This window comes from Burkholderia gladioli (assembly GCF_000959725.1).
Classification (GTDB): domain Bacteria; phylum Pseudomonadota; class Gammaproteobacteria; order Burkholderiales; family Burkholderiaceae; genus Burkholderia; species Burkholderia gladioli.
The window spans coordinates 4,035,064-4,061,872 of record NZ_CP009323.1 but is presented as its reverse complement, the minus strand read 5'-3'; the positions used below and the strand labels follow the sequence as shown (position 1 = coordinate 4,061,872).

24 protein-coding genes and 1 other RNA gene are annotated in these 26,809 nt (G+C 67.3%); 15 read left to right on the top strand and 10 right to left on the bottom strand.

The features are described 5' to 3' along the window. Nucleotides 1–315 precede the first annotated feature (315 nt). From BM43_RS34765 to trxA, 8 genes are all read right to left on the bottom strand, one after another. Nucleotides 316–1,671 (bottom strand): MATE family efflux transporter, encoded by a 1,356-nt coding sequence (locus BM43_RS34765; RefSeq protein ID WP_036051292.1) that lies wholly within the window; start codon nt 1,669–1,671, stop codon nt 316–318. Between the two features lie 2 nt (nt 1,672–1,673). Beyond that, nucleotides 1,674–3,437, bottom strand: coding sequence for an ArnT family glycosyltransferase (locus BM43_RS34760; RefSeq protein WP_036039620.1), 1,764 nt, complete (start codon nt 3,435–3,437; stop codon nt 1,674–1,676). Nucleotides 3,438–3,651: 214 nt separating this feature from the next. Beyond that, on the bottom strand, nt 3,652–3,915 hold the full coding sequence (locus BM43_RS34755; protein WP_013698266.1) for a type B 50S ribosomal protein L31: 264 nt from the start codon (nt 3,913–3,915) through the stop codon (nt 3,652–3,654). Between the two features lie 159 nt (nt 3,916–4,074). Then, entirely contained in the window at nt 4,075–4,917 is an 843-nt protein-coding gene (locus BM43_RS34750) for a M90 family metallopeptidase (RefSeq protein WP_036051294.1), read from the bottom strand. Between the two features lie 37 nt (nt 4,918–4,954). Next, complete coding sequence (locus tag BM43_RS34745; RefSeq protein ID WP_036051295.1) at nt 4,955–6,511, bottom strand: MFS transporter; 1,557 nt, start codon at nt 6,509–6,511, stop codon at nt 4,955–4,957. After that, on the bottom strand, nt 6,508–7,056 hold the full coding sequence (locus tag BM43_RS34740; protein ID WP_036051296.1) for a MerR family transcriptional regulator: 549 nt from the start codon (nt 7,054–7,056) through the stop codon (nt 6,508–6,510). Before BM43_RS34740 ends, BM43_RS34745 begins: the two co-directional genes overlap by 4 nt. 186 nt (nt 7,057–7,242) lie before the next feature. Beyond that, a complete protein-coding gene (rho, locus tag BM43_RS34735) occupies nt 7,243–8,505 on the bottom strand; it encodes a transcription termination factor Rho (RefSeq protein WP_006402347.1) in 1,263 nt (420 codons plus the stop codon). Between the two features lie 197 nt (nt 8,506–8,702). After that, nucleotides 8,703–9,029, bottom strand: a complete 327-nt coding sequence (gene trxA / locus BM43_RS34730; protein ID WP_013698262.1) for a thioredoxin TrxA — start codon at nt 9,027–9,029, stop codon at nt 8,703–8,705. A 528-nt stretch (nt 9,030–9,557) separates the two neighbouring features. Between trxA and ffs the strand changes: the two genes are divergently transcribed. The 10 genes from ffs (at nt 9,558) to BM43_RS34685 (ending at nt 19,175) form a co-directional block, all read left to right on the top strand. Next, nucleotides 9,558–9,656: signal recognition particle sRNA small type (ffs, locus tag BM43_RS37890), an RNA gene on the top strand. 197 nt (nt 9,657–9,853) lie between these two features. Next, nucleotides 9,854–12,307 carry a DNA polymerase III subunit gamma/tau gene (locus BM43_RS34725; RefSeq protein ID WP_036051297.1) on the top strand — a complete coding sequence of 818 codons (2,454 nt, stop codon included), beginning with the start codon at nt 9,854–9,856 and terminating at the stop codon, nt 12,305–12,307. A 79-nt stretch (nt 12,308–12,386) separates the two neighbouring features. After that, nucleotides 12,387–12,713 (top strand): YbaB/EbfC family nucleoid-associated protein, encoded by a 327-nt coding sequence (locus tag BM43_RS34720; protein ID WP_013698260.1) that lies wholly within the window; start codon nt 12,387–12,389, stop codon nt 12,711–12,713. A 28-nt stretch (nt 12,714–12,741) separates the two neighbouring features. Further along, complete coding sequence (gene recR, locus BM43_RS34715; protein ID WP_036051298.1) at nt 12,742–13,338, top strand: recombination mediator RecR; 597 nt, start codon at nt 12,742–12,744, stop codon at nt 13,336–13,338. Nucleotides 13,339–13,376: 38 nt separating this feature from the next. Further along, on the top strand, nt 13,377–14,582 hold the full coding sequence (locus tag BM43_RS34710) for a CaiB/BaiF CoA transferase family protein (protein WP_017921679.1): 1,206 nt from the start codon (nt 13,377–13,379) through the stop codon (nt 14,580–14,582). Between the two features lie 74 nt (nt 14,583–14,656). After that, complete coding sequence (gene surE / locus BM43_RS34705; protein WP_036051300.1) at nt 14,657–15,418, top strand: 5'/3'-nucleotidase SurE; 762 nt, start codon at nt 14,657–14,659, stop codon at nt 15,416–15,418. Continuing rightward, complete coding sequence (locus tag BM43_RS34700; RefSeq protein ID WP_013698256.1) at nt 15,415–16,326, top strand: protein-L-isoaspartate(D-aspartate) O-methyltransferase; 912 nt, start codon at nt 15,415–15,417, stop codon at nt 16,324–16,326. Before surE ends, BM43_RS34700 begins: the two co-directional genes overlap by 4 nt. A gap of 5 nt (nt 16,327–16,331) precedes the next feature. After that, entirely contained in the window at nt 16,332–17,264 is a 933-nt protein-coding gene (locus BM43_RS34695; protein WP_036051302.1) for a peptidoglycan DD-metalloendopeptidase family protein, read from the top strand. An 11-nt stretch (nt 17,265–17,275) separates the two neighbouring features. Next, nucleotides 17,276–18,376 (top strand): RNA polymerase sigma factor RpoS, encoded by a 1,101-nt coding sequence (rpoS, locus tag BM43_RS34690; RefSeq protein ID WP_013698254.1) that lies wholly within the window; start codon nt 17,276–17,278, stop codon nt 18,374–18,376. 22 nt (nt 18,377–18,398) lie between these two features. Beyond that, nucleotides 18,399–19,175, top strand: a complete 777-nt coding sequence (locus tag BM43_RS34685) for a 3'-5' exonuclease (protein WP_013698253.1) — start codon at nt 18,399–18,401, stop codon at nt 19,173–19,175. An 85-nt stretch (nt 19,176–19,260) separates the two neighbouring features. Here BM43_RS34685 and BM43_RS34680 read toward each other — a convergent pair whose 3' ends face one another. Then, complete coding sequence (locus tag BM43_RS34680; RefSeq protein ID WP_036051304.1) at nt 19,261–20,130, bottom strand: endonuclease/exonuclease/phosphatase family protein; 870 nt, start codon at nt 20,128–20,130, stop codon at nt 19,261–19,263. Between the two features lie 73 nt (nt 20,131–20,203). Here BM43_RS34680 and rlmD point away from each other — a divergent pair, with 73 nt between their 5' ends. Further along, complete coding sequence (rlmD, locus tag BM43_RS34675) at nt 20,204–21,598, top strand: 23S rRNA (uracil(1939)-C(5))-methyltransferase RlmD (RefSeq protein WP_036051305.1); 1,395 nt, start codon at nt 20,204–20,206, stop codon at nt 21,596–21,598. Between the two features lie 73 nt (nt 21,599–21,671). On the opposite strand, the gene BM43_RS34670 is transcribed toward rlmD, so the two are convergent. Further along, nucleotides 21,672–22,370: a Bax inhibitor-1/YccA family protein gene (locus BM43_RS34670; protein ID WP_036039602.1), complete on the bottom strand. Its 699-nt coding sequence runs from the start codon at nt 22,368–22,370 to the stop codon at nt 21,672–21,674. A 271-nt stretch (nt 22,371–22,641) separates the two neighbouring features. Between BM43_RS34670 and ndk the strand changes: the two genes are divergently transcribed. From ndk to ispG, 4 genes are all read left to right on the top strand, one after another. Next, nucleotides 22,642–23,067: a nucleoside-diphosphate kinase gene (gene ndk, locus BM43_RS34665; RefSeq protein ID WP_013698249.1), complete on the top strand. Its 426-nt coding sequence runs from the start codon at nt 22,642–22,644 to the stop codon at nt 23,065–23,067. A gap of 41 nt (nt 23,068–23,108) precedes the next feature. Next, nucleotides 23,109–24,245 carry a dual-specificity RNA methyltransferase RlmN gene (gene rlmN, locus BM43_RS34660; RefSeq protein ID WP_013698248.1) on the top strand — a complete coding sequence of 379 codons (1,137 nt, stop codon included), beginning with the start codon at nt 23,109–23,111 and terminating at the stop codon, nt 24,243–24,245. A 132-nt stretch (nt 24,246–24,377) separates the two neighbouring features. Continuing rightward, the gene (locus BM43_RS34655) at nt 24,378–25,406 is read left to right on the top strand and encodes a helix-turn-helix domain-containing protein (protein ID WP_036051307.1); all 1,029 of its coding nucleotides are present in this window, start codon (nt 24,378–24,380) and stop codon (nt 25,404–25,406) included. Between the two features lie 88 nt (nt 25,407–25,494). Next, on the top strand, nt 25,495–26,799 hold the full coding sequence (gene ispG, locus BM43_RS34650) for a flavodoxin-dependent (E)-4-hydroxy-3-methylbut-2-enyl-diphosphate synthase (protein WP_025097656.1): 1,305 nt from the start codon (nt 25,495–25,497) through the stop codon (nt 26,797–26,799). The last annotated feature ends 10 nt before the right edge of the window (nt 26,800–26,809 follow it).

Below are 26,809 nucleotides of genomic sequence, written 5' to 3'. Positions count from 1 at the left end.
TAGGACAAATGCGTGCCCTTTTTGAGGCAGCGCGCGCAGTGTTGCGCATCGCGACGGGGGCTGTAAAGGGGAGAAGGGCCGGCGGCGGGCCGTTTTGACCAAGTTTGACGGAAGCCTCCAGTCGGGCGGTGGATTTCCGGGAGGTCGGGAGCCGCGGGACGCGGGCAGGATGGGCTTTGGCGCAGCCAATCGCGCCGATCGTTTCGCCAGGAAGTATTCGGGCCGCCGTCGCGGCTGGCCCCTTGGCGCACGTCAGGTCGAATCCGGCGGCTGGCGCGGCGCCTGGCCATTCCGGCTCACGCCCCGGCCGGTCGTTCAGCCCGCGTCGCGCAACTGGCGCCGGCTGACGTGGCGCAGGTAGAGCACCAGGGCCGCGCCGGCGATCAGCAGGCTCACGAAGTTGGCGCTCCAGAAGCCGCGCGCGCCGGTCAGCGCGGCCGGCACCCAGCCGCCGACGTCGAAGCCGAGCAGGTAGCCGCCGCCCACCCCGACGCCCCACAGCGCGACCGCGTAGATCACGGTCGGCACCACCGCCACCTTGTAGGCGCGCAGCACGAAGGCGGTGGTGACCTGGATCGCGTCCACGCAGTGGTAGAAGGCAACGATCGTGACCAGCGGCAGGGCGGCGGCCATCACGGCCGGGTTCGGCGTGTAGGCGCCGATGATGCGCTGGCGCAGCAGCAGCACCACGCAGGCATAGCCGATCGCGGTCATCGCCGCGAAGCTCACGCCGTGCCGCGCCAGCAGCCGCCCCTCGTCGGGGCGGCCGGCGCCGAGCGAGCGCGCCACCAGGGTCGAGGCGGCGATGCCGATCGACAGCGGCGTCATGTAGAGCACCGCGCCGAGGTTGCCGGCAATCTGGTGGCCGGCCAGCGTGGTGGTGCCGAAATGCGCGATGAACAGCGCCATGAAGGTGTAGGAGGTCACCTCGATCAGGTAGGACAGCCCCATCGGCAGGCCGAGCTTGAGCAGCGCCTTTTGGCGCTCCCAGGTCGGCGTGCACAAGCGCGCGAAGATGCCCAGCGGCGCGAACACGTTGAGCCGCGTGACCAGGGTGAAGCCGATCAGCGCGAGCGCCCAGTTGATCAGGGTGCTGGCCAGCCCGCAGCCGGGGCCGCCCAGGGCCGGCACGCCCAGGCCGCCGAAGATGAACCAGATGTTGAGCGGGATCTTCAGCGCCAGCGCGCCGATCTGCAGGATCATCGCCAGCCGAGGCTTGCCGGCCGCGTTGGTCAGCGCGTTGTAGATGCGGAACATCAGGCTGGCCGGCAGCCCGAAGGACAGGATGCGCAGGTAGTCGACAGTGCGGTCGTGCAGCTCGGGCGGCGTGTGCGCGAGGCGCAGCAGCAGGTTCGGGAAGTGCAGCAGCAGGAAGCCGGGCACCGCCAGCATCGCCGCCAGCCACATCGCCTGGCGCACTTCCTCGCCGATCTCCTGGAAGTGGCGCGCGCCGTACAACTGGCCCGCGATCGGCTGCAGCGCCGAAAGGATCCCGGTCAGGCCGATGAAGACCGACACGTAGATCGACGAGCCGAGCCCGAGCGCGGCCAGGTCGACGGCCGAGTAGCGGCCCACCATCGCGGTGTCGATCACGCCGAAGGCGATGATCGCGAGCTGGCCGATCAGCACCGGCCAGGCGAGGCCGGCGATGCGGCGGACGTCGGCGAACATGCTCAATCCCGCGCGATGCGGGCGCCGCGTCCCGGATGACGGCGGATCGGCGTCTTGGGCCGCTCGATCCGCTCGTAGAGACGGAAGCGCTCGTCGCGGTCGGCCGCGCGGCGGCCTTCCCAGATCAGCCGCCAGACGTATTCCGACATCGAGCTCGGCTCGCCGTAGTCGGCCGGGTCCTGGCGCAGGATCACGTCGCAGTCGTCGGTGAAGGAGAAGTGCATGTCGCCGAAGTAGGCGAAGGTGGCGATCTGCGCGTCGCCTAGGCGCACCGGCGAGATGCACTCGTAGTCGGCCGGCAGGTGCGCGGCGATCTGCACCGCCACGTCGCGATAGGTCCGGCTGTAGTTGACGAAGGGCAGCCACAGCGTCATCAGCAGCACCCACATCAGGGTGGTGCCGGCGCCCGAGAGCACCACGCTGCGCCACAGCACCTTGGGCTGGCGCGAGATGCGCCAGCGCACCAGCGCGCACCAGCAGAGCGTGGCGATCAGCGCGCAGGCGAAGGCGAGGATGTTGAAGTGCGATTCGTAGCCGGGCACCAGGCGCGCCAGGTTGCGGGCCAGCGGATGCGGGAAGCCGGTGATCGAGGCCAGCCAGACCAGCCACACGAAGCTGCCGAGGATGGTGAAGCTGAGCACCGCGAACCAGTCGATCGCGTTGATCGCGCCACGCTTCAAGGTGGGCAGGGCGAAGGTGGCAAGCACCGCCAGCGGTGGCAGCAGCAGCATGTAGACGCGGTTGGTTTCCTGGCTCTGCAGGATCACCAGCGCGACCAGCGGGGCAGCCACCGCGAGCGGCACGGCGATGTGCGGCCGGCGGCGCCAGCCCTTCCAGCTCACCCAGGCCCAGATTGCCAGCGGCCAGGCCGGCCAGGTGAACAGCGGCAGGTTCTTGGCGGCGTAGCGCAGCACCGCGGTCGGCGGGCCCGAGAAGCGCATCAGGCTGCCGTGCAGCCACTGGTTGAAGAACCAGCTGGCGTCGTCGGGATAGAGCGTGAGGGCGGCGAGCGGCCAGAGCGCGAACAGCAGCACGGCGATCGGCACGCCGACCAGCAGCAGGTGGCGATGCCGGACCTCGGGCGTGGCCAGCATCAGCACGGCGGTGCCGACGATCAGCGCGGCGGCCAGCACCGGGTTGCCGGACAGCAGCAGCAGGCCGACCGCGATGCCCCACCAGGTGGCGCCGTGCAGCGGCTTGTCGGTCAGCCGCACCAGGCCGTAGACCAGCATCGCGACCCAGGCGAACTGGGCCAGTTGCGGGGTGGTTTCATGGCCGCGCTCGGCCAGCCCGAAGCAGGCCAGCAGCACCAGCAGCGCGCCGTCGGCCAGCGTGCGGCCGTAGTCGCGTGGCTCGGGCTCGCCGCCGAAGGCGTACTTGAACGGCTGCACCTCGGGGCGGCGGCCGAGCAGGTAGGCGGTGTACCAGACGAAGGCGCAGGCCACGCAGAACAGGATGCCGGTGGCGATCCGCGAGGCGTTGCTCGCCGAGAACCAGGGGCCGAAGGCCTCGACGCCGAGCGCGCCGAGCCAGTAGCCGAGCGGGCCGTCCGTGGTGATGAACTTGCCGACCAGGTTGGGCAGCAGCCAGTCGTGCAGCGAGCCGCCCGCCATCGTCCACATCACGCCGAAGCCGGCGGCATCCTCGTTCTTCCATGGGTCGCGGGCAAACAGGCCGAAGCCCGCGTAGACCAGGCAGAGCGTGAGCAGCAGCCAGCGCGGCAGGGCGCGCGTGGCGGAGGCGGTGAGACGAACGACAGGCTTCATGCAGTGATTGGCTTGTTATGAGTAGGCGCCGGGCGGCGCCGCTGGGCACTGCCGTGTTACGAGCATCCGGCATTGTAGACGTTGCGCACGGGCGTTGCCGCAAGCCCGGTGCCGCAACACGCGCAGACGAAAAAAGGGCAGCCTGGGCTGCCCTTTTTTCGGTTCGGACCATGCAGGCCGGCGTTGCCGCCGGCCCGGGTCTCGCGCGGCTGGCTTACGAGGAAGCCTTGCCGTTCGCGCGCGAGCCGAACTTGTTCTTGAACTTCTCGACGCGGCCGGCCGTGTCCATGATCTTTTGCTGACCCGTGTAGAACGAGTGCGATTCCGACGAGACTTCGATCTTGGCCAGCGGGTAGGTCTTGCCGTCGAGTTCGATGGTTTCGCGCGTCTGGATGGTCGAGCGCGTCACGAACTTGAAGCCGTTCGACATGTCTTGGAAGACGACTTCGCGGTAATCCGGGTGAATGCCAGGTTTCATGATGTGTCCTGTAATGGAGCGGTAGCCAACCCGCCGCGTCGTCCTGAACCGCAAACGATGCCTGGCGAGCCACTTGCCTAGGGTCGAAAAACGGCGATTATGCCAGAAAATCAGGCGGTTGACGATTTTCGCGCACGGCGCCCGGATTTGTCGCGCGCTTCAGACGGGCGGCAGCTCCGCCAGCGCGCCGGTGCCGGCCGGATCCTGGCGGTAATAGTGCGCGAGCAGCCGGTACAGCTCGGGGAATTCCGCCTCGAAGGCGCTCGGCCGCACGAACAGCGCCTCGCTGCAGACCGCGAAGAATTCGGAAGGGTGGTCGGCCGCATAGGGATCGATCAGCGAGTTGCGCTCGAAGCGCGCCCAGGCGCGATCCGGCACCGCGTCGACGCGGTCGCAGAAACGGTCGTAGGCGTGGTCGAAGACGTTTTCCCAGCGCGTCGCGTCGAGGTGCGGCGCATGCAGGCGGCGAAACAGGGGCGGATGGCCATCGGCCTCGCCGCTGATCATATCGATCTTGTGCGCGAATTCGTGGATCACCACGTTGTAGGCGTCGCTGCCGTCCGACATCTGCACGTCCTCCCAGGACAGGATCACCGGGCCGCCCTGCCAGGCTTCGCCGCTGGCGTCCTGCTCGACCTCGTGGACCACGCCGTCGTGGTCCTCGACGGTCTTGCGGATCACGAACTCGCCTGGATAGACCACCACGCCCACCCAGCCGCGGTAGAGGTCGAGCCCGAGATTGAGCACGGGCAGGCAGGCCTGCACGGCGATGCCGACCGTCATGGCCTCGGTCAGCTCAAGTTCATGCGCGGTCGAGAAGGATTTCTCGGCGAGAAAGCAGCTCGTCATCTCGCGCAGGCGGGCCAGGTCGGCGGCCGGCAGCTTGGCGAGGAACGGCAGCCGGGCGAGCGTGTCATCCCAGAGCGGGTCGGGAATCGGGAAACTGCGCAGCGCGCGATCGCGGCGGCGCGCGTCGAGCCACCGGGAGAGTCGGGAGAGCATCGGAGCGAGGGGCGTGACGAAACAGGCGCACGGTACCTCAATCGATCGCTTTTTGCCAGGCGGCGATCAGGCCGCCGCAGATGGCCACGCCCGCCACGAACAGGAAGCCGTCGAGCGAGGCGAGGAAGGCGGCCTGGCGCAGGAAGGTCTGGTTCAGCGAGGCGAGCGCGAGCGCCTGCGCCTCGCCCGCCGCGTGACCGGCGGCCGCGAAACCGCGCGTCAGCGTGTCGAGCGTTTGCGCGAAGATCGGGTTGAGCGGGCTGGCCTGCTCGAACAGGCGTTCGCGGTGCAGCGCGTCGCGATGCTGCTCGACGATGATCACCGAGGCGGTCGCGAAGGACAGCGTCAACTGCTTGAAGATGTTCTTGAGGCGGTAGCTGTGCGTGTAGTCGTCGAGCGCGAAATCGCGGAAGGTCAGGTTCGCCACCGGCAGCACGATGAACAACAGCAACAGCCCGCGCATCAGCAGCGGGACGGTCAATTGCGCCTCGCTGACCTGGGGCGTCATGCGCGACATCACGAAGGCAGTGCAGGCGGCCAGCGCGAAGCCCGGCACGATGATCCATTTTTTGCGCGTGACGTGTTTCGCGTAGCGCAGGTAGACGAACAGCGCGCTGGCGGCGATCAGCGAGGTGGTGCCGGTCAGGCGCCCGGCGTTCTCGACCGGGTAGCCGAGGCCGGCCTCGAGGAAGCGCGAGCTCAGGTAGCTGAACGAGGTGGTGATGTAGTAGTAGAAGACATAGAGCAGCAGGCCGACCTGGAAGCTGCGCTGGCGGAACGCCGACATGCGCACCAGCGGCGAGGGATGGTTCCACTGCTGGCGCGCGAACCAGGCCAGCGAGGCGAAGCCGGCGAAGCTGAGCACGATCAGCGAGGGCGAGGACAGGAACAACTGGTAGCGCACCTGCTGCATCACGATCTGCAGGGCGCCTTGCGCGAAGGCGAACATCACGTAAGGCCAGATGTGGCTGTTGGTGCGTTCCTCGGGCGGCGCGTGGCCGCTGTCGGGCAGCGCGCCATAGGCCAGCGCCGAGAACAGCAGCGCGGGCGGCACGGTGCAGGCGAACACCGCGCGCCAGGTGAAATGCGCCACCAGCTCGCCGCCGACGATGGGGGCGAGCGAGGTGCCGAGCAGCAGCATGATCAGGAAGGCGCGCGTGGCGCGCGGCCGTTGCGGCGGCGCGTAGGTGATCTGGATCAGGATCCGGCAGGCGCCCATCATCGGGCCGATGAAGTAACCCTGCAGGCCGCGCGCGAAGGCCAGTTGCAGCGAGGTGTCGGCCGCGGTGGCGGCGAGCGCGCCCAGCGCGTAGAGCAGCATGCAGCCGCTGACGTAGCGGCGATGCCCGACGCGATCGATCCACCATTGCTGCTGGAGGATGCCGAGCACGGCCGCCATCGCATAGGTGCTCGAGGACCAGACGAGTTCGTCGGGCGAGGCGTTGATGCCGCCGGCGATATGGCTGGCGAAGAACGAGAAGATCGCGTTGTCGAAGTAGTCGAGGCCGGTGACCAGCGCGATCACCCAGGGAAACAGCTCGCCGCGCAGCGTCTCGATACGCCAGAACGAAGGGCGGGGTGCCACCGTGTTCATGGGCGTGGCTTGCCGGAACGGCTCCGGGCGCGGCGCTCGGGTTGCGCCGCTTGGGTCGGTTTGGCCTGTTTTGCCGCGGCCTGGCGTTTGGCGATCAGTTCATCGGGATTGTCGCCGGCGATGCGCCGCTCGATGTAGTCGAGGTCGTGCCGCAATTCGGCGCGCACCGTCTCGACTTCGCGCAGTTCGCGGCGCGCGGCGGCGATCCGCTCGTCGAGCCGGGCGACCTGCGCGGTCAATTCCGTGTGGATGTCGCGCAGCGAGTTCTCCGAGTAGCGGCGGCGCCCGCCGCTTTCGGCGGCCGGCTCCAGCGGCCGTTTCAGCATCTCGGTGATGCCATGCAGCGAGAAGCCGATCGCGCGCAAGCGCAGGATGCGCGAGAAACGATCGAGGTCGGCCTCGTCGTAGAGACGGTAGCGACCCTCGCTGCGGCTCGGCGTGACGAGCCCGCGTTCCTCGTAGTACTTCAGCGTGCGCGGCGTGACGCCGAGGCGCTCGGCGGCATCGCGCACGGTCAGCAGGCTGGGATCGGAGGGGCGGGGCATCGGCAGCGGCGATTCGAATGGAACCTGGCCGATTCTAGATCAACGTGTACGTTTACGTACAGGTTGGAATGCGCAATAGACCGCTGCGCTGGTTGAAGCGGATGCGAGGGGGCGGGATGCAAAAAAGCCGCCCCAAAGGGCGGCTCTTGCTGGCGCCGGCGCGATGGCCGGCGGTGGGGCGGGGCTTCAGCCGCCGCGGCGCATCAGGTCGAAGAACTCCGAATTGCTCTTGGTCTGGCGAATCTTGTCGAGCAGGAATTCCATCGCTTCGACTTCGTCCATGTCGTGGATGAACTTGCGCAGCACCCAGATCTTCTGGAGGATGTCCGGCTTGATCAGCATTTCCTCGCGACGCGTGCCCGACTTGTTCAGGTTGATCGACGGGTAGACGCGCTTTTCCGCGAGACGGCGCTCGAGGTGCACTTCCATGTTGCCGGTGCCCTTGAACTCTTCGTAGATCACGTCGTCCATGCGGCTGCCGGTTTCGATCAGGGCCGTGCCGATGATGGTCAGCGAACCGCCTTCCTCGATGTTGCGCGCCGCGCCGAAGAAGCGCTTCGGACGCTGCAGCGCGTTGGCGTCGACACCGCCCGTGAGCACCTTGCCCGAAGCCGGGATCACGGTGTTGTAGGCACGGGCCAGGCGCGTGATCGAGTCCAGCAGGATCACCACGTCATGCTTCATTTCCACCAGACGCTTGGCCTTCTCGATCACCATTTCGGCGACCTGCACATGGCGCGTGGCCGGTTCGTCGAAGGTCGAGGCGATCACTTCGCCCGCCACCGAACGCTGCATTTCGGTCACTTCTTCAGGGCGCTCGTCGATCAGCAGCACGAACAGGATCACGTCCGGGTGGTTCTGCTTGATGGCGTGCGCGATGTGCTGGAGCATGACCGTCTTGCCCGACTTCGGCGAGGCCACCAGCAGGCCACGCTGGCCCTTGCCGATCGGCGCGATCATGTCGATGATGCGGCCCGTGACGTTTTCCTCGCCGCGCATTTCGCGTTCGAGCGAAAGCGGCTTGTTCGGGTGCAGCGGCGTGAGGTTCTCGAACATGATCTTGTGTTTCGAGGCCTCGGGCGGCTGCCCGTTCACCTTGTCGACCTTCACCAGCGCGAAATAGCGCTCGCCGTCCTTCGGCGTGCGCACTTCACCTTCGATGGTGTCGCCGGTGTGCAGGTTGAAGCGGCGGATCTGCGACGGGCTGATATAGATGTCGTCCGTGCTCGCGAGGTAGGACATTTCCGGCGAGCGCAGGAAGCCGAAGCCGTCCGGCAGGACTTCGAGCGTGCCGTCGCCGAAAATCGTCTCGCCCGTCTTGGCGCGCTTTTTTAGAATGGCGAACATCAACTCCTGCTTGCGCAGGCGGTTCGCGTTTTCGATCTCCAGACCATTGGCCATTTCGATCAATTCGGAGACGTGCAGAGACTTGAGCTCGGATAAATGCATACGGAGAACCCGCCAGGGAGGAGATGCTACGAAAGATATAGGGAGGAGGGCGAGCGGAATCGCTCAGAGACTTTTGCGTCGGATGGCGACGTCGAATGAAATTCTAGCACACGCCGATTCGGGCCTGCTTTGCCGTTCGGCGCTTGCGCAAAAAGCCTGTTGCCGGTTGGCAACAGGCTTTTTGCGGCAATACGGATTTACAGGTGGCTGTCGAGGAAGGCCGTCAGCTGCGACTTGGACAGCGCGCCGACCTTCTGAGCGGCGACCACGCCGTTCTTGAACAGGATCAGGGTCGGGATGCCGCGCACGCCGAACTTGGCCGGGGTGGCGGTATTGTCGTCGACGTTGATCTTCGCGATCTGCAGTTTGTCGCCGTAGTCCTTCGAGACTTCGTCGAGAATCGGCGCGATCATCTTGCAGGGGCCGCACCATTCCGCCCAGAAATCGAGCAGGACGGGCTTGTCGGATCTGACGACGTCCTGCTCGAACGATGCGTCGTTGATGTGTTTGATCAGTTCGCTCATTTGGTCAATACCTCATTCGTTTCGGGGACTGCCTGCGCTCGCCGGTCTTTGCACCGGCTGCCGGTCCAGGCAGCTCCGCCCCGTGGAACACGGCGGCGTGAAGCGCTTGCAAACCGTGGCTCGCGGGTCACTCGGGCGTCATATTAGCCTAAATTGCTATCCACCGTTGGCGGCGATAGTATCCGCTTCGCGAGTAGGGCTGTCGGCCCTTGCTGGCGACAACAGGGAGATGGGGTAGGCGCTTCGGAATACAAGAGGCGGCGCTCGCCGCGGTAATGCCATGTAATCGCGGCGCGCGTCGATGGCAATGCGGCACATCGGAAAGTGAGTTTCCTATTGTTTATTCTTCCGATTGTTCGAGCGGGCGGGAATGCCTGAATCAGGCTCATGAATCGCGCCTTCCTTTCCTGCGTGTTCGTGTGGATCGATTGCGTTGCAGGGCATCGAATCGCGCGGCCGGCACGGCGTCTCGCGATGCGTACGATAAATCGGTCGCGTTCAGCGTGAAGCGGTGATAGAATTCGCCGTGACGGGCCTCCTCGCATGGTGGGCCGGTGAACCTGGTCAGGTCGGGAACGAAGCAGCCACAGCCGTTTTCCGCCAGTGCCGAGGGTCAGGCTCGTCACCTTCCCCCTTTCTTCCTGTTCGATCAGCTGCCGCCGCGGCGTGTTCGCCTACTCCAGATCCCGATTGTCCTGCCTGCCCGCCACGTTCTACATGGCTGCATCGCGCACGCCGTTCATCTCGGCGCGAGTTCGCGCGGCGAGGATTTCGATGGCCGCTTGCCTGTCGGCGACGCCATACGTTACTGATACAATTTCCCGATGACCTATCAAGTTCTCGCACGCAAGTGGCGTCCGAAGGATTTCGCTTCGCTCGTCGGCCAGGAGCACGTCGTCAGGGCGCTCACGCACGCGCTCGACGGCGGGCGTTTGCATCACGCCTATCTGTTTACCGGTACGCGCGGCGTCGGCAAGACCACGCTGTCCCGGATCTTCGCCAAGGCGCTCAATTGCGAGACCGGCATCACCTCGCAACCCTGCGGCGTCTGCCGTGCCTGCCGTGAAATCGACGAGGGGCGTTTCGTCGACTACGTCGAGATGGACGCGGCGAGCAATCGCGGCGTCGACGAAATGGCCGCGCTGCTGGAGCGCGCCGTGTACGCGCCCGTCGATGCGCGCTTCAAGGTCTACATGATCGACGAAGTGCACATGCTGACGAACCATGCGTTCAACGCGATGCTCAAGACGCTGGAAGAGCCGCCGCCGCACGTCAAGTTCATCCTCGCCACCACCGATCCGCAGAAGATTCCCGTCACCGTGCTGTCGCGCTGTCTTCAGTTCAACCTGAAGCAGATGCCGGCAGGGCATATCGTCATGCACCTCGAGCGCATCCTCGGCGAGGAGCAGGTCGCCTTCGAGCCGCAGGCGCTGCGGCTGCTCGCGCGCGCGGCGCAGGGCAGCATGCGCGATGCGCTGTCGCTGACCGACCAGGCGATCGCCTACTCGGCCAACGAGGTGACCGAGGCGGCCGTGTCGGGCATGCTCGGCGCGCTCGACCAGACCTACATGGTGCGTCTGCTCGATGCGATCGCGGCGGCCGATGGTCCTGAAATCCTGACGATCGCAGACGAGATGGCGCTGCGCAGCCTGTCGTTCTCGACCGCCCTGCAGGATCTGGCGGGCCTGTTGCACCGGATCGCCTGGGCGCAGTTCGCGCCCGCCTCGGTGCTCGACGAGTGGCCTGAGGCTGGCGACCTGCGCCGTTTCGCGGACTTGCTGAGTCCCGAGCAGGTGCAGCTCTATTACCAGATCGCGACGGTCGGGCGCGGCGAGATGGGGCTCGCGCCCGATGAATACGCCGGCTTCACCATGACCCTGCTGCGCATGCTCGCCTTCGAACCGGCCGGGCCGGGCGGCGGCGGGGCGGTGCCGGGTGTATCGCCGGCCGCGGCGGGCAACCGGCGCGCTACGGCACCTGCTGGTGCAGCAGCGGCACCACGCGTAGCCTCCTCGGCGAGTGCCACGCCCGCAGTGCCCGCGATCGAGCCGAAGCCGCTGGCCAAGCCGGCGGCTTCTTCGGTCTCGCCGGCCGCCACGGTGCCTTCGAAGCCGCTGGCCCCCGAGGTGTCAGTGCCGGTCGCGTCGGTCGAAGCCGCCGCGTCGAGCGAGCCGGTGCCGAGCGTCGCGCCGGTAACCGAGCCGCTCGTCGAGCCTGCGCCGGAATCGACCGATGTTCCTGCTTCCCCCGTAGTCGCCCAGACCGACGCTGCCCCGGCTGCCGCCGAGGTTCCGGCCATGCCCGAGCCGGCGGTGGTCGCGCCTGTCGAAGCGAAATCCGAGCCCGCAGCGCCGGTCGAATCCGTCGAACCTGTCGCGGCACCGATCACAAGCCAGCCCACTTTGCCGGCCGTCGTGGTCGAGCGCCCGGCGCCGGCACGCGCCGGCGGCGCCGCCGCGGCGCTGGACGTGCTGCGCAGCCGCGGCATGCGCGTGTCCTCCGCCTCCGATCGCGAGCGTGCCGCCGCCGCGCCTAAATCAGCCGCGCCGGCCCCCAAGGCCGCCGCACCCGCGCCGCGGGTGAACGTGCCGACGCCGCGTCCGCGTCCCGCGCCGGCCGCCGCCGCATCCCAGCCGGTAGGTGCGTCGTCGCCGGATCTTTCGGCGCCGCCCCCCTGGGACGACATTCCACCCGACGATTACCTGCCGATGTCGGCAGACGACAATTACGGCCCGCCGCCCGACGACGGCTACATTCCCGTCTTCGACAGCGGTCCCGACGACGTGCGCGTGGCCCCGCAGCCGGCGCCCGCGCCGGTCGACACGCGGCCGCTGCCGCCGGCCGTGCCGCTCGACGCGATCGGCTACCAGGGTGAATGGCCGCAACTGGCCGCGAGCCTGCCGCTCAAGGGCGTGGCCTACCAGCTCGCCTTCAACAGCGAGCTGACCTCGCTCGAGGGCGGCGCGCTGAAACTGGCGGTGCCGGTGCCGCAATACGCCGATGCCGCGCAGGTCGCCAAGCTGAAGACCGCGCTCGCCGAGGCGCTCGGCAAGCCGGTCGAGCTGAGCGTCGAGGTCGGCCCGGCGCGTCGCACCGCGGCTGCGCTCGACGCGGTCGAGCGCGCCAAGCGCCAGCGCGAGGCCGAGCAGGAGATCGGCGCCGACCCCTTCGTCCAGCAACTGATCCGCGATTTCGGCGCGCGCATCGTCGAGGGCTCGGTGAAGCCGGTCGCCGCCGACGGCGCCGGCGGCGCCGGCGGCGCGCCCACGCTGCACTGATCGCGCGCAGCCCATTCCCTAATCCCGGAACCGGCGCTAAGATCGCGCCGGTCTCACACGAACACCAAGGAGCACGTCCATGATGAAAGGCCAACTCGCCGGGCTGATGAAGCAAGCCCAGCAGATGCAGGAAAACATGAAGAAGATGCAGGAGCAGCTCGCCCTCATCGAAGTCGAAGGCCAGTCGGGCGCCGGGCTCGTGAAGGTCACCATGACCTGCAAGAACGAGGTGCGCCGCGTGGCGATCGACCCGAGCCTGCTCGCGGACGACAAGGACATGCTCGAGGACCTGGTCGCGGCGGCGTTCAACGACGCGGTCCGCAAGGCCGAAGCCACCTCGCAGGAAAAGATGAGCGGCATGACCTCCGGCCTGCCGCTGCCGCCGGGCTTCAAGCTGCCGTTCTGAGGCGGCGTCCCACGTCGACCGGTATCGCATGAAGCAGCCCTCCGCCCTGTCCGCCCTTGTCGAAGCGCTGCGCGTGCTGCCCGGCGTCGGGCCGAAATCCGCGCAGCGGATGGCGTATCACCTGATGCAGCACGATCGGGAGGGCGCCGAGAAGCTCGGGCGCTCGCTGCTGTTCGCCACCGAGCACCTGCAGCACTGCGAAAAATGCAACACCTTCACCGAGTCGCGCATCTGCGAGGTCTGCAGCGATGCCGAGCGTGATCCGAGCCTGCTGTGCGTGGTCGAGACGCCGGCGGACCAGATCATGCTCGAGCAGACGCTCACCTATCGCGGCCTCTATTTCGTGCTGATGGGGCGGCTCAGCCCGCTCGACGGCATCGGTCCCAAGGAAATCCATTTCGACCGGCTGGTGCGCCGCGCCTCGGACGGCATCGTCAAGGAGGTCGTGCTCGCGACCAACTTCACGAACGAAGGCGAGGCGACCGCCCATTACCTTGGGCAGACCCTCAAGGCGCGCGGCCTTTCCGTCACGCGGCTCGCGCGCGGCGTGCCGGTCGGCGGCGAACTCGAATACGTCGACGCGGGCACCATCGCCCGCGCGATGCTCGACCGCCGGTCGATGTAAGCCCCAACGCGGCGCACGCCGCTCCGGAGATTCCACAGATGAGCGCTACCCCAGGCCCGCTCGCGGGCGTCAAGGTGCTCGAGTTCGGCACGCTGATCGCGGGGCCGTTCGCGGCCCGCCTGTTCGCCGAATTCGGCGCCGACGTGATCAAGGTCGAGGATCCCAACGGCGGCGACCCGCTGCGCAAGTGGCGCAAGCTCTATCCCGAGGCGGGCGGCACCTCGCTCTGGTGGGCGGTGCAGGCGCGCAACAAGAAATCGGTCACGCTGAACCTGAAGACGGACGAGGGCCGGCGCATCGCGCAGCAGCTCGCCTCGCAGGCGGACATCGTGATCGAGAATTTCCGGCCCGGCCTGCTCGAGAAGCTGGGCCTCGGCTACGAGGTGCTGTCGGCCGACAATCCGGGCCTGGTGATGGTGCGCCTGTCGGGTTACGGCCAGAGCGGCCCGTATCGCGACCGTCCCGGTTTCGGCGCGATCGCCGAATCGATGGGCGGCCTGCGCCACATCACCGGCTACCCGGAACTGCCGCCGCCGCGCATCGGGATCTCGATCGGCGACTCGATCGCCGCGCTGCACGGCGTGATCGGCGCGATGATGGCGCTGCACCATCGCAACATGAACGGGGGCAAGGGGCAGGTGGTCGATGTCGCGCTCTACGAGGCCGTGTTCAACATGATGGAGAGCGTGGTGCCCGAATACGGCGTCTACGGCATGGTGCGCGAGCGCACCGGCGCCTCGCTTCCCGGCATCGTGCCGTCCAATACCTATGCCTGCGCCGACGGCAGCATCGTGATCGGCGGCAACAGCGACCCGATCTTCAAGCGCCTGATGAAGGCCATCGAGCGCGCCGATCTGGCCGACGACCCGGCGCTCGCCCACAACGACGGGCGCGTGCCCCGCACCCGCGAGATCGACGAGGCGATCGCCGCCTGGCTCGCGCCGCGCACCATCGAGGCCGCGCTGGCGGTGCTCAACGCGGCCGACGTGCCGGCCGGCCGGATCTACAGCGTGGCCGACATGTTCAGCGATCCGCAGTTCGTGGCGCGCCAGATGATCCAGCGCTTTCGCTTGCCGGACGGACAGGAGATCCCGCTGCCCAACATCACGCCGAAGCTGTCCGACACGCCGGGCGATACGCGCTGGCTCGGCCCGGCGCTCGGCGAGCATACCGACGAGGTGCTCGGCGGGCTCGGCTACGAGGCCGCGGCGATCGCCGCGTTGCGCGAACGGCGCGTGATCTGAGCCGCCGCGCGAGACGGCCCCGGGGCGCCCGGGCTGTCGTTCGCGCGCCATCTTTCCTCGGTTACAATCGCCGCATGCGAATCCTACTCAGCAACGACGACGGTTATCTGGCGCCCGGTCTGGCCGCGCTCTACGAAGCGCTGCGGCCGTTCGCCGACGTGACCGTGATGGCGCCCGAACAGAACTGCAGCGGGGCCTCGAACTCCCTGACGCTGTCCCGGCCGCTGTCGCTGCATCGCTCGGCGAGTAGCGGTTTCCACTACGTCAACGGCACGCCGACCGACTCGGTCCACCTGGCGTTGACCGGCATGCTCGAGGAACGGCCCGACCTGGTCGTGTCGGGAATCAACAACGGCCAGAACATGGGCGACGACACGCTGTATTCCGGCACCGTCGCCGCCGCCACCGAAGGCATCATGTTCGGCATCCCGGCGATCGCCTTCTCGCTGGTCGACAAGGACTGGGTGGAACTCGAATCGGCCGCGCGGGTGGCCGCCGAGATCGTCCGCCACTTCATCGCCCGGCCGATGCCGGGCCAGCCCTTCCTCAACGTCAACATCCCGAACCTGCCCTACGAGCAGATCAAGGGCTGGCAGGCGACGCGGCTCGGCAAGCGGCATCCGTCGCAGCCGGTGATCCGCCAGACCAATCCGCGCGGCGAGGCGATCTACTGGATCGGCGCCTCGGGCGCGGCGCTCGACTCGAGCGAGGGCACCGATTTCCATGCCACGGCGAACGGCTACGTGTCGATCACGCCGCTGCAGCTCGATCTCACCGACTCTCAGAAACTGGCCGCGACGCAGGCGTGGACGCGCGCGCGGGGCGAGGCTTCATGAGCGGCGAGCGCGCCAAGCGGTTTCCGCTTGCGCTCGAGGATCTGAAACGTGCACCGCGCAAGAGCGCGGCGCGCCCGAACGAGCGGCATCCGAGCTCGCCGGCGCGCCCGACCCTGGGCGCCTCCGTGGCCGGCTCGCCGGCCCGCCCGGCGGGCCTCGCGCGCGCCGCGCACGGCCATGGCGCGGCCCAGGCGAAAGGACCGGCGAACGCGGCGGGGACGGCTGCCGGCAGTGCGGGAAAACCCGCCGTCGCGGGCGCGCTGGCCCTGACCTCGGAACGGGTGCGCGAGCGCATGGTCGAACGGCTGCGCGCCAACGGCGTCACCGATACGCGCGTGCTGGCGGCGATGGCCGCCGTGCCGCGCCACCTGTTCGTGGATCCGGGCCTGGCGGCCCAGGCCTACGAGGATGCGGCACTGCCGATCGGCCATCAGCAGACGATTTCCAAGCCCTCGGTGGTGGCCCGCATGATCGAGCTCGCGCTCGCCGGGCGCGTTCCCGAGCGGGTCCTCGAAATCGGCACCGGCTGCGGTTACCAGGCAGCCGTACTGAGTCACCTCACGCGCGACGTCTATTCGATCGAGCGCGTGAAGCCGTTGTTCGAACGCGCGAAACGAAATCTCCGGCCGTTGCGCGTGCCGAACATCCGGCTGCATTACGGCGATGGCCGCCTGGGCCTGCCGTCGGCCGCGCCGTTCGATGCGATCGTGATCGCGGCGGCGGGGCTCGACGTGCCGCAGGCGCTGCTCGAGCAACTGACGGTCGGCGGTCGCCTGGTCGCGCCGGTCGGCGCGCAGAGCGGCCAGCCGCAGGTCCTGACGCTGGTCGAGCGGGTCGGGCCGACCCAATGGCGGGAGTCGCGGCTTGATCGCGTTTTCTTTGTCCCTTTAAAATCCGGAGTGATTTGACACTGATGATTACGTTGCGCGCGATGCAAAACAAACAATCGACTATTCCGCTGACATTCGGCCAGCGAATCGGCCAGCGCGCCATCTGTGCAGCCGCACTCCTGCTCGTCGCCGCCTGTGCTTCGCGCATGGACCAGGCGCCGGTGGTGGACCGCTCGGGCGCGGGCGCGATCGGCACCGCGCCGGGTTCGAGCGCGGCGGCCGCGCAGCCTGCGGTGCCGCTCGGCCCGCCGCCGCCGGGCTACTACCGCGTGAAGCCGGGCGACACGCTCTATCGGATCGCGCTCGAGAACGGCCAGAACTATCGCGATATTGCGGCCTGGAACAATCTCGCCAACCCGAACCAGATCGAGGTCGACCAGTTGCTGCGCGTGGCGCCGCCGAACGGCGCCGTCGCCGCGGCTGCGCCCGGCACGCTGCCGCCGCCCGGCAGCTCGAACGCGGCGGTGCCGCCGCTGTCGAGCGGCCCTGCCATGCCGCCGATCTACGGTGCCAACGGCGCGCCCGCCAACGCGGGGCCCTCGACCGCGCCGGCTCCGGCGCCGGCCGATGCCGGCAGCGCGGGCCCGAGCTCGGTCAGTTTCGCCTGGCCGGTGCGCGGCCCGATCCTGAACCAGTTCGACGATTCGAAGAACAAGGGCGTCAATATCGGCGGCGCGGCGGGCACGCCCGTCAAGGCGGCCGCCGACGGGCGCGTGGTCTATGCCGGCAATGGACTGCGCGGCTACGGCAACCTCATTATCGTCAAGCACGACGCAACCTACCTCACGGCGTATGCACACAACCGCGCTTTGATGGTAAAAGAGGGAGATTCCGTCACGAAAGGCCAGAAGATCGCCGAGATGGGTAACAGCGATTCCGACCGCGTGATGCTGCATTTCGAGGTTCGCCGGCAGGGTAAACCTGTCGATCCGCTGAAGTACCTGCCGCCTCAATAGACGAGACGACCATGCCGAAATCGAAGCGCCACGAGCCGCAAGCCGAGTCTGAGAAAATCAGTCGTGCCACGCAAGCATCGGTGGGGCGGTCTGGTGCTTCGAGGGACGACGATGACGATGCCGCAGAGAACGAACGCGACTACGAGGCGCGCGAGTCCGACGCGGAGGAATCCGAGGGCGGCGAGCGCGAATCGGGCAGCGGCGGCCGCGAGAGTGCCCCGGAGGCCGACGATTTCCGTGCCATGCTGCAGGCGGAACTGACCGCCGATACGATCCAGCACTACCTGAACCGCATCAGCGTCAAGCCGCTGCTGACCGTCGAGGAGGAGCAGCGCTATTCGCGACTGGCCAAGGCCGGCGAATTCGAGGCGCGGCAGGTCATGATCGAGCGCAATCTGCGGCTGGTGGTGAGCATCGCCAAGGGCTACCTGAACCGCGGCGTGCCGCTCCTGGACCTGATCGAGGAAGGCAACCTCGGCCTGATGCACGCGATCGAGAAGTTCGACCCGACGCGCGGCTTCCGCTTCTCGACCTACGCGACCTGGTGGATCCGGCAGAGCATCGAGCGCGCCATCATGAACCAGGCGCGCACCGTGCGGCTGCCGGTGCACGTGATCCGCGAACTGAACCAGGTGCTGCGCGCCAAGCGTCACCTGGAAAAGAATTCGATGTCGACGGGCGAGGCGGCCGAGCGCCGCGAGGCCAGCATCGACGACATCGCTTACCTGACCGGCAAGACGGCCGAGGAAGTCACCGACATCCTCGCGCTGAACGAGCACACCGCCTCGCTCGACGCGCCGCTCGACCTGGACCCGGCGAGCAGCCTGCTTGACTTGCTGCCCGACGACCAGAGCCAGTCGCCCGATGCCGAGGTCCAGCATCGCGAGCTCGAGACGCTCACGCGCGCCTGGCTGTCGCGCCTGTCCGACAAGCACCGCCACGTGATCGAGCGGCGTTTCGGCCTGAACAACATCGAGCCGGCCACGCTCGAGGAGCTGGCCGACGAGATGGGCCTGACGCGCGAGCGCGTGCGGCAGATTCAGCAGGAAGCGCTGGTGCGGCTGAAGCGGTTTTTTGCCTCCAATGGCGTTCGCAAGGACGCCGTTCTGTAAAGCGCGGTTCCGTAACTGATTCATGACTCCAATTCTGGTTTTTGACATCGAGACAATTCCCGATGTCGACGGTATTCGCCGTCTCGAAGATCTTCCCGCCGACCTCAGCGACGAGGAAGTGGCCGAACATGCGTTCGAGGCCCGCCGCGAAAAGACGGGGGGCGATTTCCTGCCGCATCACCTGCAACGGGTGGCGGCGATCTCCTGCGTGTTCCGCGACAAGAGCGGCTTCCGCGTGCGCTCGCTCGGTACCGCCGCGGACGGCGAGGCCGCGCTGATCCAGTCCTTCTACCGGACCATCGAGAAATACACGCCGCAGCTCGTGTCGTGGAACGGCGGCGGCTTCGACCTGCCGGTGCTCCATTACCGCGCACTGGTGCACGGCATCGCCGCGCCGCGTTACTGGGACATGGGCGAGGACGATCGCGAGTTCAAGTGGAACAACTACCTGTCGCGCTACCACACCCGGCATACCGACCTGATGGATCTGCTGGCGCTGTACCAGCCGCGCGCGAACGCGCCGCTCGACGCGCTGGCCAAGCTGTGCGGGTTCCCGGGCAAGCTGGGGATGGACGGCGGGCAGGTCTGGGAGGCGTATCGCGCGGGCGAGCTCGAGGCGATCCGCAATTACTGCGAGACCGATGTCGTCAATACCTATCTGCTGTACTGTCGCTTCCAGATGATGCGCGGCGGTCTCACCGCGGTCGAATACGCGGACGAGGTGCAACTCGTGAAGGACAGCCTGGTGGCCGAGCCGGCGCCGCATTGGGCCGAATACTTGGCGGCATTTCCCAAATAATCCAGCGCTTGGTGACGCACGGCGAATCGATTCCGATGAATCGATTCGCCGTTTTTCATTGTGCGTCCCCGGGCGCGCGACCCGCTCAGTTGCGCAATTCGAGCAGGATCGGCTGGTGATCGGAGGCGCGTGTCGTGCTGTCGATCTCGCAGCGCAGGATCCGCTCGCGCAGCGTTTCGGTCACGAACACGAAGTCGCAGGTCAGCGAGCCTTGCTGCCACTGCTGCGTGTCGTAGACGCCGGCCGTCGGCGGTGGCGTCTCGCCGGGATGGGCGTGCATCCAGGCATCGACGAAAGCCGGTGCGCCGTCGATCGGGGCCAGCAGGCGTCGGTAGGCATCGTCGCGCCAGGCGCTGTTGAAGTCCCCGCAGACGACCGCGTCGCGTGCCCGCGCCGATGCCGTGAAGGCGCTGCCGGTCTTTTCGGCGGAGGCCGGGTGCCGCGCGTGGTCGAGCGCCTCGCGATGCTGCTCGCGCAAGGCCTCGACCTGGGCCATGCGCTGCGCCCCCGAATAGAATTCCAGGTGGGTGGTGACGACACGCAGCGGGCCGTGTGCGGTCTGCAGGTTCGCCTCGAGCGCCACGCGCGGCATCGAGGGCACGCTGTCGTCGGCCGGCCAGGGCAGCGTGTGGCGCAGGATCCGCCCCACCGGCAGGCGCGTGGCGATGGCGTTGCCGAACTGGCGCCGCGGCGCGCCGGCGGCTGCTTGGCCAGGATCGGGCGGCAGGTCGACGGCGAGCGCCTCGATCACCGTGTAGCCGGGCAGCAGCGCGGCCAGTTCGGCGAACTGGTCCGCCCCGGGGCCGCCGGGCAGGCTGTCGAAGCCGCGCGTGAGTTCCTGCAGGCACAGCACGTCGAAGTCGGCGAGTGCACGCGCCTCGGCCACGGTGCGGCCGAGATCGACGCGACCGCTCGCGTCCCGACCCCATTGAACGTTCCAGTTGATCAGTTGCATGGCGAATCTCCGATGCGGGGCGGCCATTCGTCTACAATCTCGCCTTCCCACAAACGAATGTCAGGAAAAGCTGGTGTCTGAAGCCGCCCACACTCCCGCGCGCAAGTCCCGGAACGCGCCCGTCGTGCAAGTCAGCGCGCCCATCGAGATCGAATCGCTCGACCACGAGGCGCGCGGCGTCGGCCGCATCGTGAACGAGGACGGCGAGTCCGGCAAGGTGATCTTCGTCGAGGGCGCGCTGCCGGGCGAGCGCGTCACCTATTCGAGCTATCGCCGCAAGGCCAGCTACGAGCAGGCCACCCTGGTCGAGGTGTTGCGCCCGAGCGTGATGCGCAGCGAGCCGAAGTGCCAGTTCTACGGTACCTGCGGGGGCTGCTCGATGCAGCATCTCGACGTGCGTGCGCAGGTCGCGATCAAGCAGCGCGTGCTCGAGGACAATCTGTGGCATCTCGCCAAGCTGCGCTCGGAGGCGATGTTCTCGCCGATCCACGGGCCGTCGTGGGGCTATCGCTATCGCGCGCGGCTGACCGTGCGCAACGTCGCGAAGAAGGGCGGCGTGCTGGTTGGTTTCCATGAGAAGAAGAGCAGCTACGTGGCCGACATGACCAGCTGCGAGGTGCTGCCGCCGCACGTTTCGGCCCTGCTCGTGCCGCTGCGCCGGCTGGTCGAGGGGCTCTCGATCAGCGATCGCATGCCGCAGATCGAACTGGCGGTCGGCTCGAGCGTGACCGCGCTGGTGCTGCGCGTGCTCGAACCGATCAACGCGGCCGACGAGGCGCTGCTGCGCGAGTTCGCCGATGCCCACCAGGTGCAGTTCTGGCTGCAGCCGAAGGGGCCGGATTCGGTGTTCCCGTTATACCCGCTCGACAAGTCGCTCGATTACACGCTGCCGGAATTCAACATCCGCATGCCGTTCAAGCCGACCGACTTCACCCAGGTCAACCATCAGATCAATCGCGTGCTGGTCGGCCGCGCGCTGCGCCTGCTCGCGCCGCGCCGCGAGGACCGCGTGCTCGACCTGTTCTGCGGGATCGGCAACTTCACCCTGCCGCTGGCGCGTCTGTCGCGCGAGGTGGTGGGGATCGAGGGCAGCGAGGCGCTGACCACGCGCGCCCTGGCCAATGCCAAGGAGAACGGCGTCGACGGCCATACCTCGTTCGCCTGCCGCAACCTGTTCGAGGTGACGGCCGACGACCTGCGTGCCCTCGGCGCATTCGACAAGTTCCTGGTCGATCCGCCGCGCGAAGGCGCGCTGGCCGTCTCGAAGGCGCTGGCCGAGATCGCGCAGAGCGGCGAAGGCCCCTTGCCGACGCGGATCGTCTACGTCTCCTGCAACCCGGCCACGCTGGCGCGCGACGCCGGCCTGCTGGTGCACGAGGCCGGCTATCGGCTGCGCGGCGCGGGCGTCGTCAACATGTTCCCCAATACCTCGCACGTCGAATCGATCGCGGTATTCGAGCGCGACTGAGCCGATCTCGAACGGGCATGAAAAAACCGGCCCGAAGGCCGGTTTTTCTTGATCCGCATCGCGGTGATTCCGCTCAGTTGCGGTTGCCGCCGAAGATGCCGAGCAGGGCGAGCAGGTTGGTGAAGACGTTGTACAGGTCGAGGTAGATCGCCAGCGTGGCCGTGATGTAGTTCGTCTCGCCGCCGTTCACCACGCGCTGCACGTCGAACAGCATGTAGGCCGAGAAGATCACGATCGCCAGCACCGACACCGTCAGCATCAGCGCCGGCAGGTGCAGGAACATGTTGGCGACCGAAGCCAGGATCAGCACGATCACCCCGACGAACAGCCATTTGCCCAGGCCCGAGAAATCGCGCTTGCTGACCGTGGCGACGGTGGCCATCGCGGCGAAGATCACGCCGGTGCCACCGAAGGCGAGCATGATCAGCGACGGGCCGTTCGAGAAGCCGAGGATGAAGCTGAGCAGTCGCGACAGCATCAGGCCCATGAAGAACGTGAAGCCGAGCAGCACGAACACGCCGGCGCTGCTGTTCTTGGTGCGCTCGATCGCGAACATGAAGCCGAAGGCGATCGCGAAGAAGGCCAGCAGGCTCATCATCGGGCTGGTGGCCGCGAACAGCGAGAAACCGGTCGCGACCCCGACCCAGGCGCCGAGCACGGTCGGGATCATCGAGAGCGCGAGCAGCCAGTAAGTATTCCGCAGCACGCGGTTGCGGGTTTCGGCCGAGGCCAGCGTACCGCCGCGACCGAAGTTGTACGGATAGTCGTTCATGGTTTCTCCTAGCATGGAACGTGACAGCGATCGGGAACCGGACGCATCGCGATGCGCTGCAGCAATCCGGGCGCCGCACTGCATAAGATCGGTTTGCCGGCCCAAGGTTTCAAGGGCCGCCGAGCAAGAAAACACGGGCGACGCGCAAGTGTCAGCATACCCGGTTTTCGACCTTACGATTGTGTAAGGGTTCAATCGCTATGATACACGGGAACGTGTTACAATAGCGGATTCATTTGAAAACGTAACTTCTTAATTTCTTGGAGTTTTTATGGCAATCGAGCGCACCCTGTCGATCATCAAGCCGGATGCAGTGGCAAAGAACGTGATCGGTCAGATCTACAGCCGTTTCGAAGGCGCTGGCCTGAAGGTCGTCGCGGCTCGTATGGCGCACCTGTCGCGCGGTGAGGCAGAGCAGTTCTACGCTGTCCACGCAGCACGTCCGTTCTTCAAGGACCTGGTCGACTTCATGATCTCGGGCCCGGTGATGATCCAGGTTCTGGAAGGCGAGAACGCTATCCTGAAGAACCGCGACCTGATGGGCGCGACGGATCCGAAGAAGGCCGAAGCCGGTACCATTCGTGCCGATTTCGCTGACAGCATCGATGCCAACGCCGTGCACGGCTCGGACGCGCCGGAAACGGCAGCCGTCGAAATCTCGTTCTTCTTCGCCGGCCTGAACGTCTACTCGCGCTAAGCGGGTAACGGAATCCGGCGCACGCGGCAAGGCAGGGCACCATGACGAGCGAAACTTCCGTCAATCTTCTCGACTTCGACGCCGAAGGCCTCGTCGCGTATTGCGGCAGCCTCGGCGAGAAGCCGTTTCGCGCCAAGCAGTTGCAGCGCTGGATTCATCAGTACAACGCCGCCGATTTCGACGGCATGACCGATCTCGCAAAGTCCTTGCGCGAAAAGCTCAAGGGCCGCGCGATGATCGGCATGCCCGAGATCGCCAGCGATCACGTCTCGTCGGACGGCACGCGCAAGTGGCTGATCGACGTGGGCAACGGCAACGCGGTCGAGACCGTGTTCATCCCTGAAGAAACGCGCGGCACGCTGTGCGTGTCCTCGCAGGCCGGGTGTGCCGTGAACTGTCGGTTCTGTTCGACAGGCAAGCAGGGTTTTTCGCGCAATCTCTCGACGGCTGAAATCGTCGGACAATTGCGCATGGCGGAATTCGCGCTGCGCGAATCGCTCGGGCGTGCCCCCGGGCCGAACGGCAAAGCCGATCGCGTCGTCACCAATGTGGTGATGATGGGCATGGGCGAGCCACTGCTCAATTACAGTGCGGTGGTGCCAGCCATGCGGCTGATGCTCGACGACAACGCCTACGGGCTGTCGCGGCGCCGCGTGACGCTCTCCACCTCCGGCGTGGTGCCGATGATGGACCGCCTCGGCGCCGAACTGCCGGTGGCGCTGGCGGTGTCGCTGCATGCGCCGAACGATGCGCTGCGCGACGAACTGGTGCCGCTCAACAAGAAGTACCCGCTGCGGGAGCTGATGGCCGCATGTCAGCGCTATCTGACCGTCGCGCCGCGGGATTTCATCACATTCGAATACTGCATGCTCGACGGCGTCAACGACACCGACGCGCATGCGCGCGAGTTGCTCGCGGTGACCCGCGACGTGCCGTGCAAATTCAATCTGATCCCGTTCAATCCGTTCCCGGAATCGGGGCTGCTTCGCTCGAAGAACGAGCGGATCAAGCAGTTCTCGCAGATCCTGATCGATGCCGGCGTGGTCACGACCGTGCGCAAGACGCGCGGCGATGACATCGACGCCGCCTGCGGTCAGCTTGCCGGCGCCGTGAAGGACCGCACGCGCCTGGCGGAACGGACGGGAGCGGGAAAGATCATCGAAGTCCGGGCTGTCTGACGGGGAAGTCCGGGCGACGCGAAAGCGATCCGGGGCGGGCTTGGCCCGCCTCTGTTTAACGGTTGCGCTTCGGCGCCGGGCGATGCGCCGGCGCGGTCGCGTAAGTGAAGAAGAATCGACGCGAGGATTAGGATGAGCGAGCCGCAACCGCCAAGAGGCACAGAGACGAACGCCGAGCACAAGCCGGCGTCGGCGGGGTTGGAGTCGTTGGCGGCGGTCGGGGCGCGCCTCGCGCAGCTGCGCGAGGCAAAGGGTTGGTCGGTAGCGGACGTATCCTCTCGCCTGAAGGTGGCGGCGCCGAAGCTGCGCGCGCTGGAGGCCGGCGATATCAGCCAGATGCCGGGCGCGACCTTCGCGGCTGGCGTGGTGCGCAGCTACGCGAAGATGCTCGGCGTCGATCCGGAACCGTTCGCGCAGGCGCTGCGTCGTGAGAAGGGCGTGCCGGAGGTCGATCTGTCGATGCCGGCCTCGGCCGGTACCGGCCTGCCGCGCGGCCGCGTCTCGATTCCGCTCGGCGCGCCCACGCGCGGTCGCACCTGGCTGTGGGGCGTGCTGGCGGTGATCGTGGTGCTGATCGCGGCGGCGATGTGGCATTCGAGCGGCGATTCCGCGAACTGGCTCGCGCGCTTCAAGTCCAATACCGGTGCGGCATCGCCGGCCGCCTCGGAAGCCGGGCAGGCTTCCTCGGTGGCGGCCCAGGCGGCAGCCACCTCCGATACCACCGCGATCGCGGTGGGCGGCTCGACGGTGACGGGCGGTGTCGCCTCGGATGCCGTGGCGAGTGCCGGCGGCAGTGCGCCGGCCACGGACGACGCTGGCGCTTCGGCCGCGGCGCCGGCCCAGCCCGGGTCGTCGGCCGTGGCGCCGGCCGCGGCATCGTCGGCCGATGGCGCGAGCGTTGTCGCGGCGGCCGGCCAGTCGGTGCTCGGCATCACGGTCAAGCAGGATTGCTGGGTCAGCGTGCGTGACAAGAGCGGCAAGGAACTCGTGTCGGCCCTCGTGAAGGCCGGCGAGACGCGCCAGGTGGCGGGCGATACGCCGCTGCGCGTGACGATCGGCAACCGGGCCGGCCTCGAGTCGGTCACGTTCGACGGAAAAATCGTCGATCCGGCAAAATATTCGGCGGGTAAGGGCAACGTCGCGCGCTTCGCGCTGCCCTGACAGCTAGCGTCGTGGCTGACCGGGCACGACGCTTTTTCAATTCGCGCGCCGTCCGCGGGCGGCGCTTCCGGCGTAAATGGATCCAACGATGCAATCCGAAGCTCAATCCCCACGCAGCAGCCAGATTTGTTCCACCGAACCGGTGTTCGGCGGCTCCTTGCCGCGCCGCCGCTCGCACGCGGTGGATGTCCGTTGGGGCGGGAACCTGGTGACGATCGGCGGCGACGCGCCCGTGCGCGTGCAGTCGATGACCAATACCGATACCGCCGACGCGATCGGCACCGCGATCCAGATCAAGGAACTGGCCAACGCGGGGTCGGAGCTGGTCCGGATCACCGTGAACACGCCCGAGGCCGCGGCCGCCGTGCCGGCGGTCCGTGAGCAACTCGACCGGATGGGCGTCGCGGTGCCGCTGGTGGGCGACTTCCATTACAACGGCCACCTGCTGCTGCGCGACTACCCGGCCTGCGCCGAATCGCTCTCGAAGTACCGCATCAACCCGGGCAACGTCGGCCAGGGCGCCAAGCGCGACACGCAGTTCGCGCAGATGATCGAGGCTGCCGCCAAGTACGACAAGCCGGTGCGCATCGGCGTGAACTGGGGCAGCCTGGACCAGGACCTGCTCGCGCGCATGATGGACGAGAACGCCGCGCGCAGCGCTCCCTGGGACGCGCAGAGCGTGATGTACGAGGCACTGATCCAGTCGGCGATCGGCTCGGCCGAGCGCGCCGTCGAACTGGGCCTCGGTCGCGACAAGATCATCCTGTCATGCAAGGTCAGCGGCGTGCAGGACCTGATCGCCGTCTATCGCGAACTGGCCAAGCGCTGCGGCTTCGCGCTGCACCTGGGCCTGACCGAGGCCGGCATGGGCTCGAAGGGCATCGTCGCCTCGACGGCGGCGCTCGGCGTGCTGCTGCAGGAAGGCATCGGCGACACGATCCGCATCTCGCTGACGCCGGAGCCGGGCGCGCCGCGTACCGGCGAGGTGGTGGTCGGCCAGGAAATCCTGCAGACCATGGGCCTGCGTTCGTTCGCGCCGATGGTGATCGCCTGCCCGGGCTGCGGCCGCACCACCAGCACGCTGTTCCAGGAACTGGCGATGCAGATCCAGACCTACCTGCGCGAGCAGATGCCGTCCTGGCGCAAGACCTACCCGGGCGTCGAGAAGATGAACGTCGCGGTGATGGGTTGCATCGTCAACGGGCCGGGCGAGTCGAAGCACGCCAACATCGGCATCAGCCTGCCGGGCTCGGGCGAGAATCCGGCCGCGCCCGTGTTCATCGACGGCGAGAAGGTCAAGACGCTGCGCGGCGAGCGCATCGCCGAGGAATTCCAGCAAATCGTGAGCGATTACGTCGCGCGCAACTACGGCCAGGCAACGGCCGAGCAATAAATCGTCAACC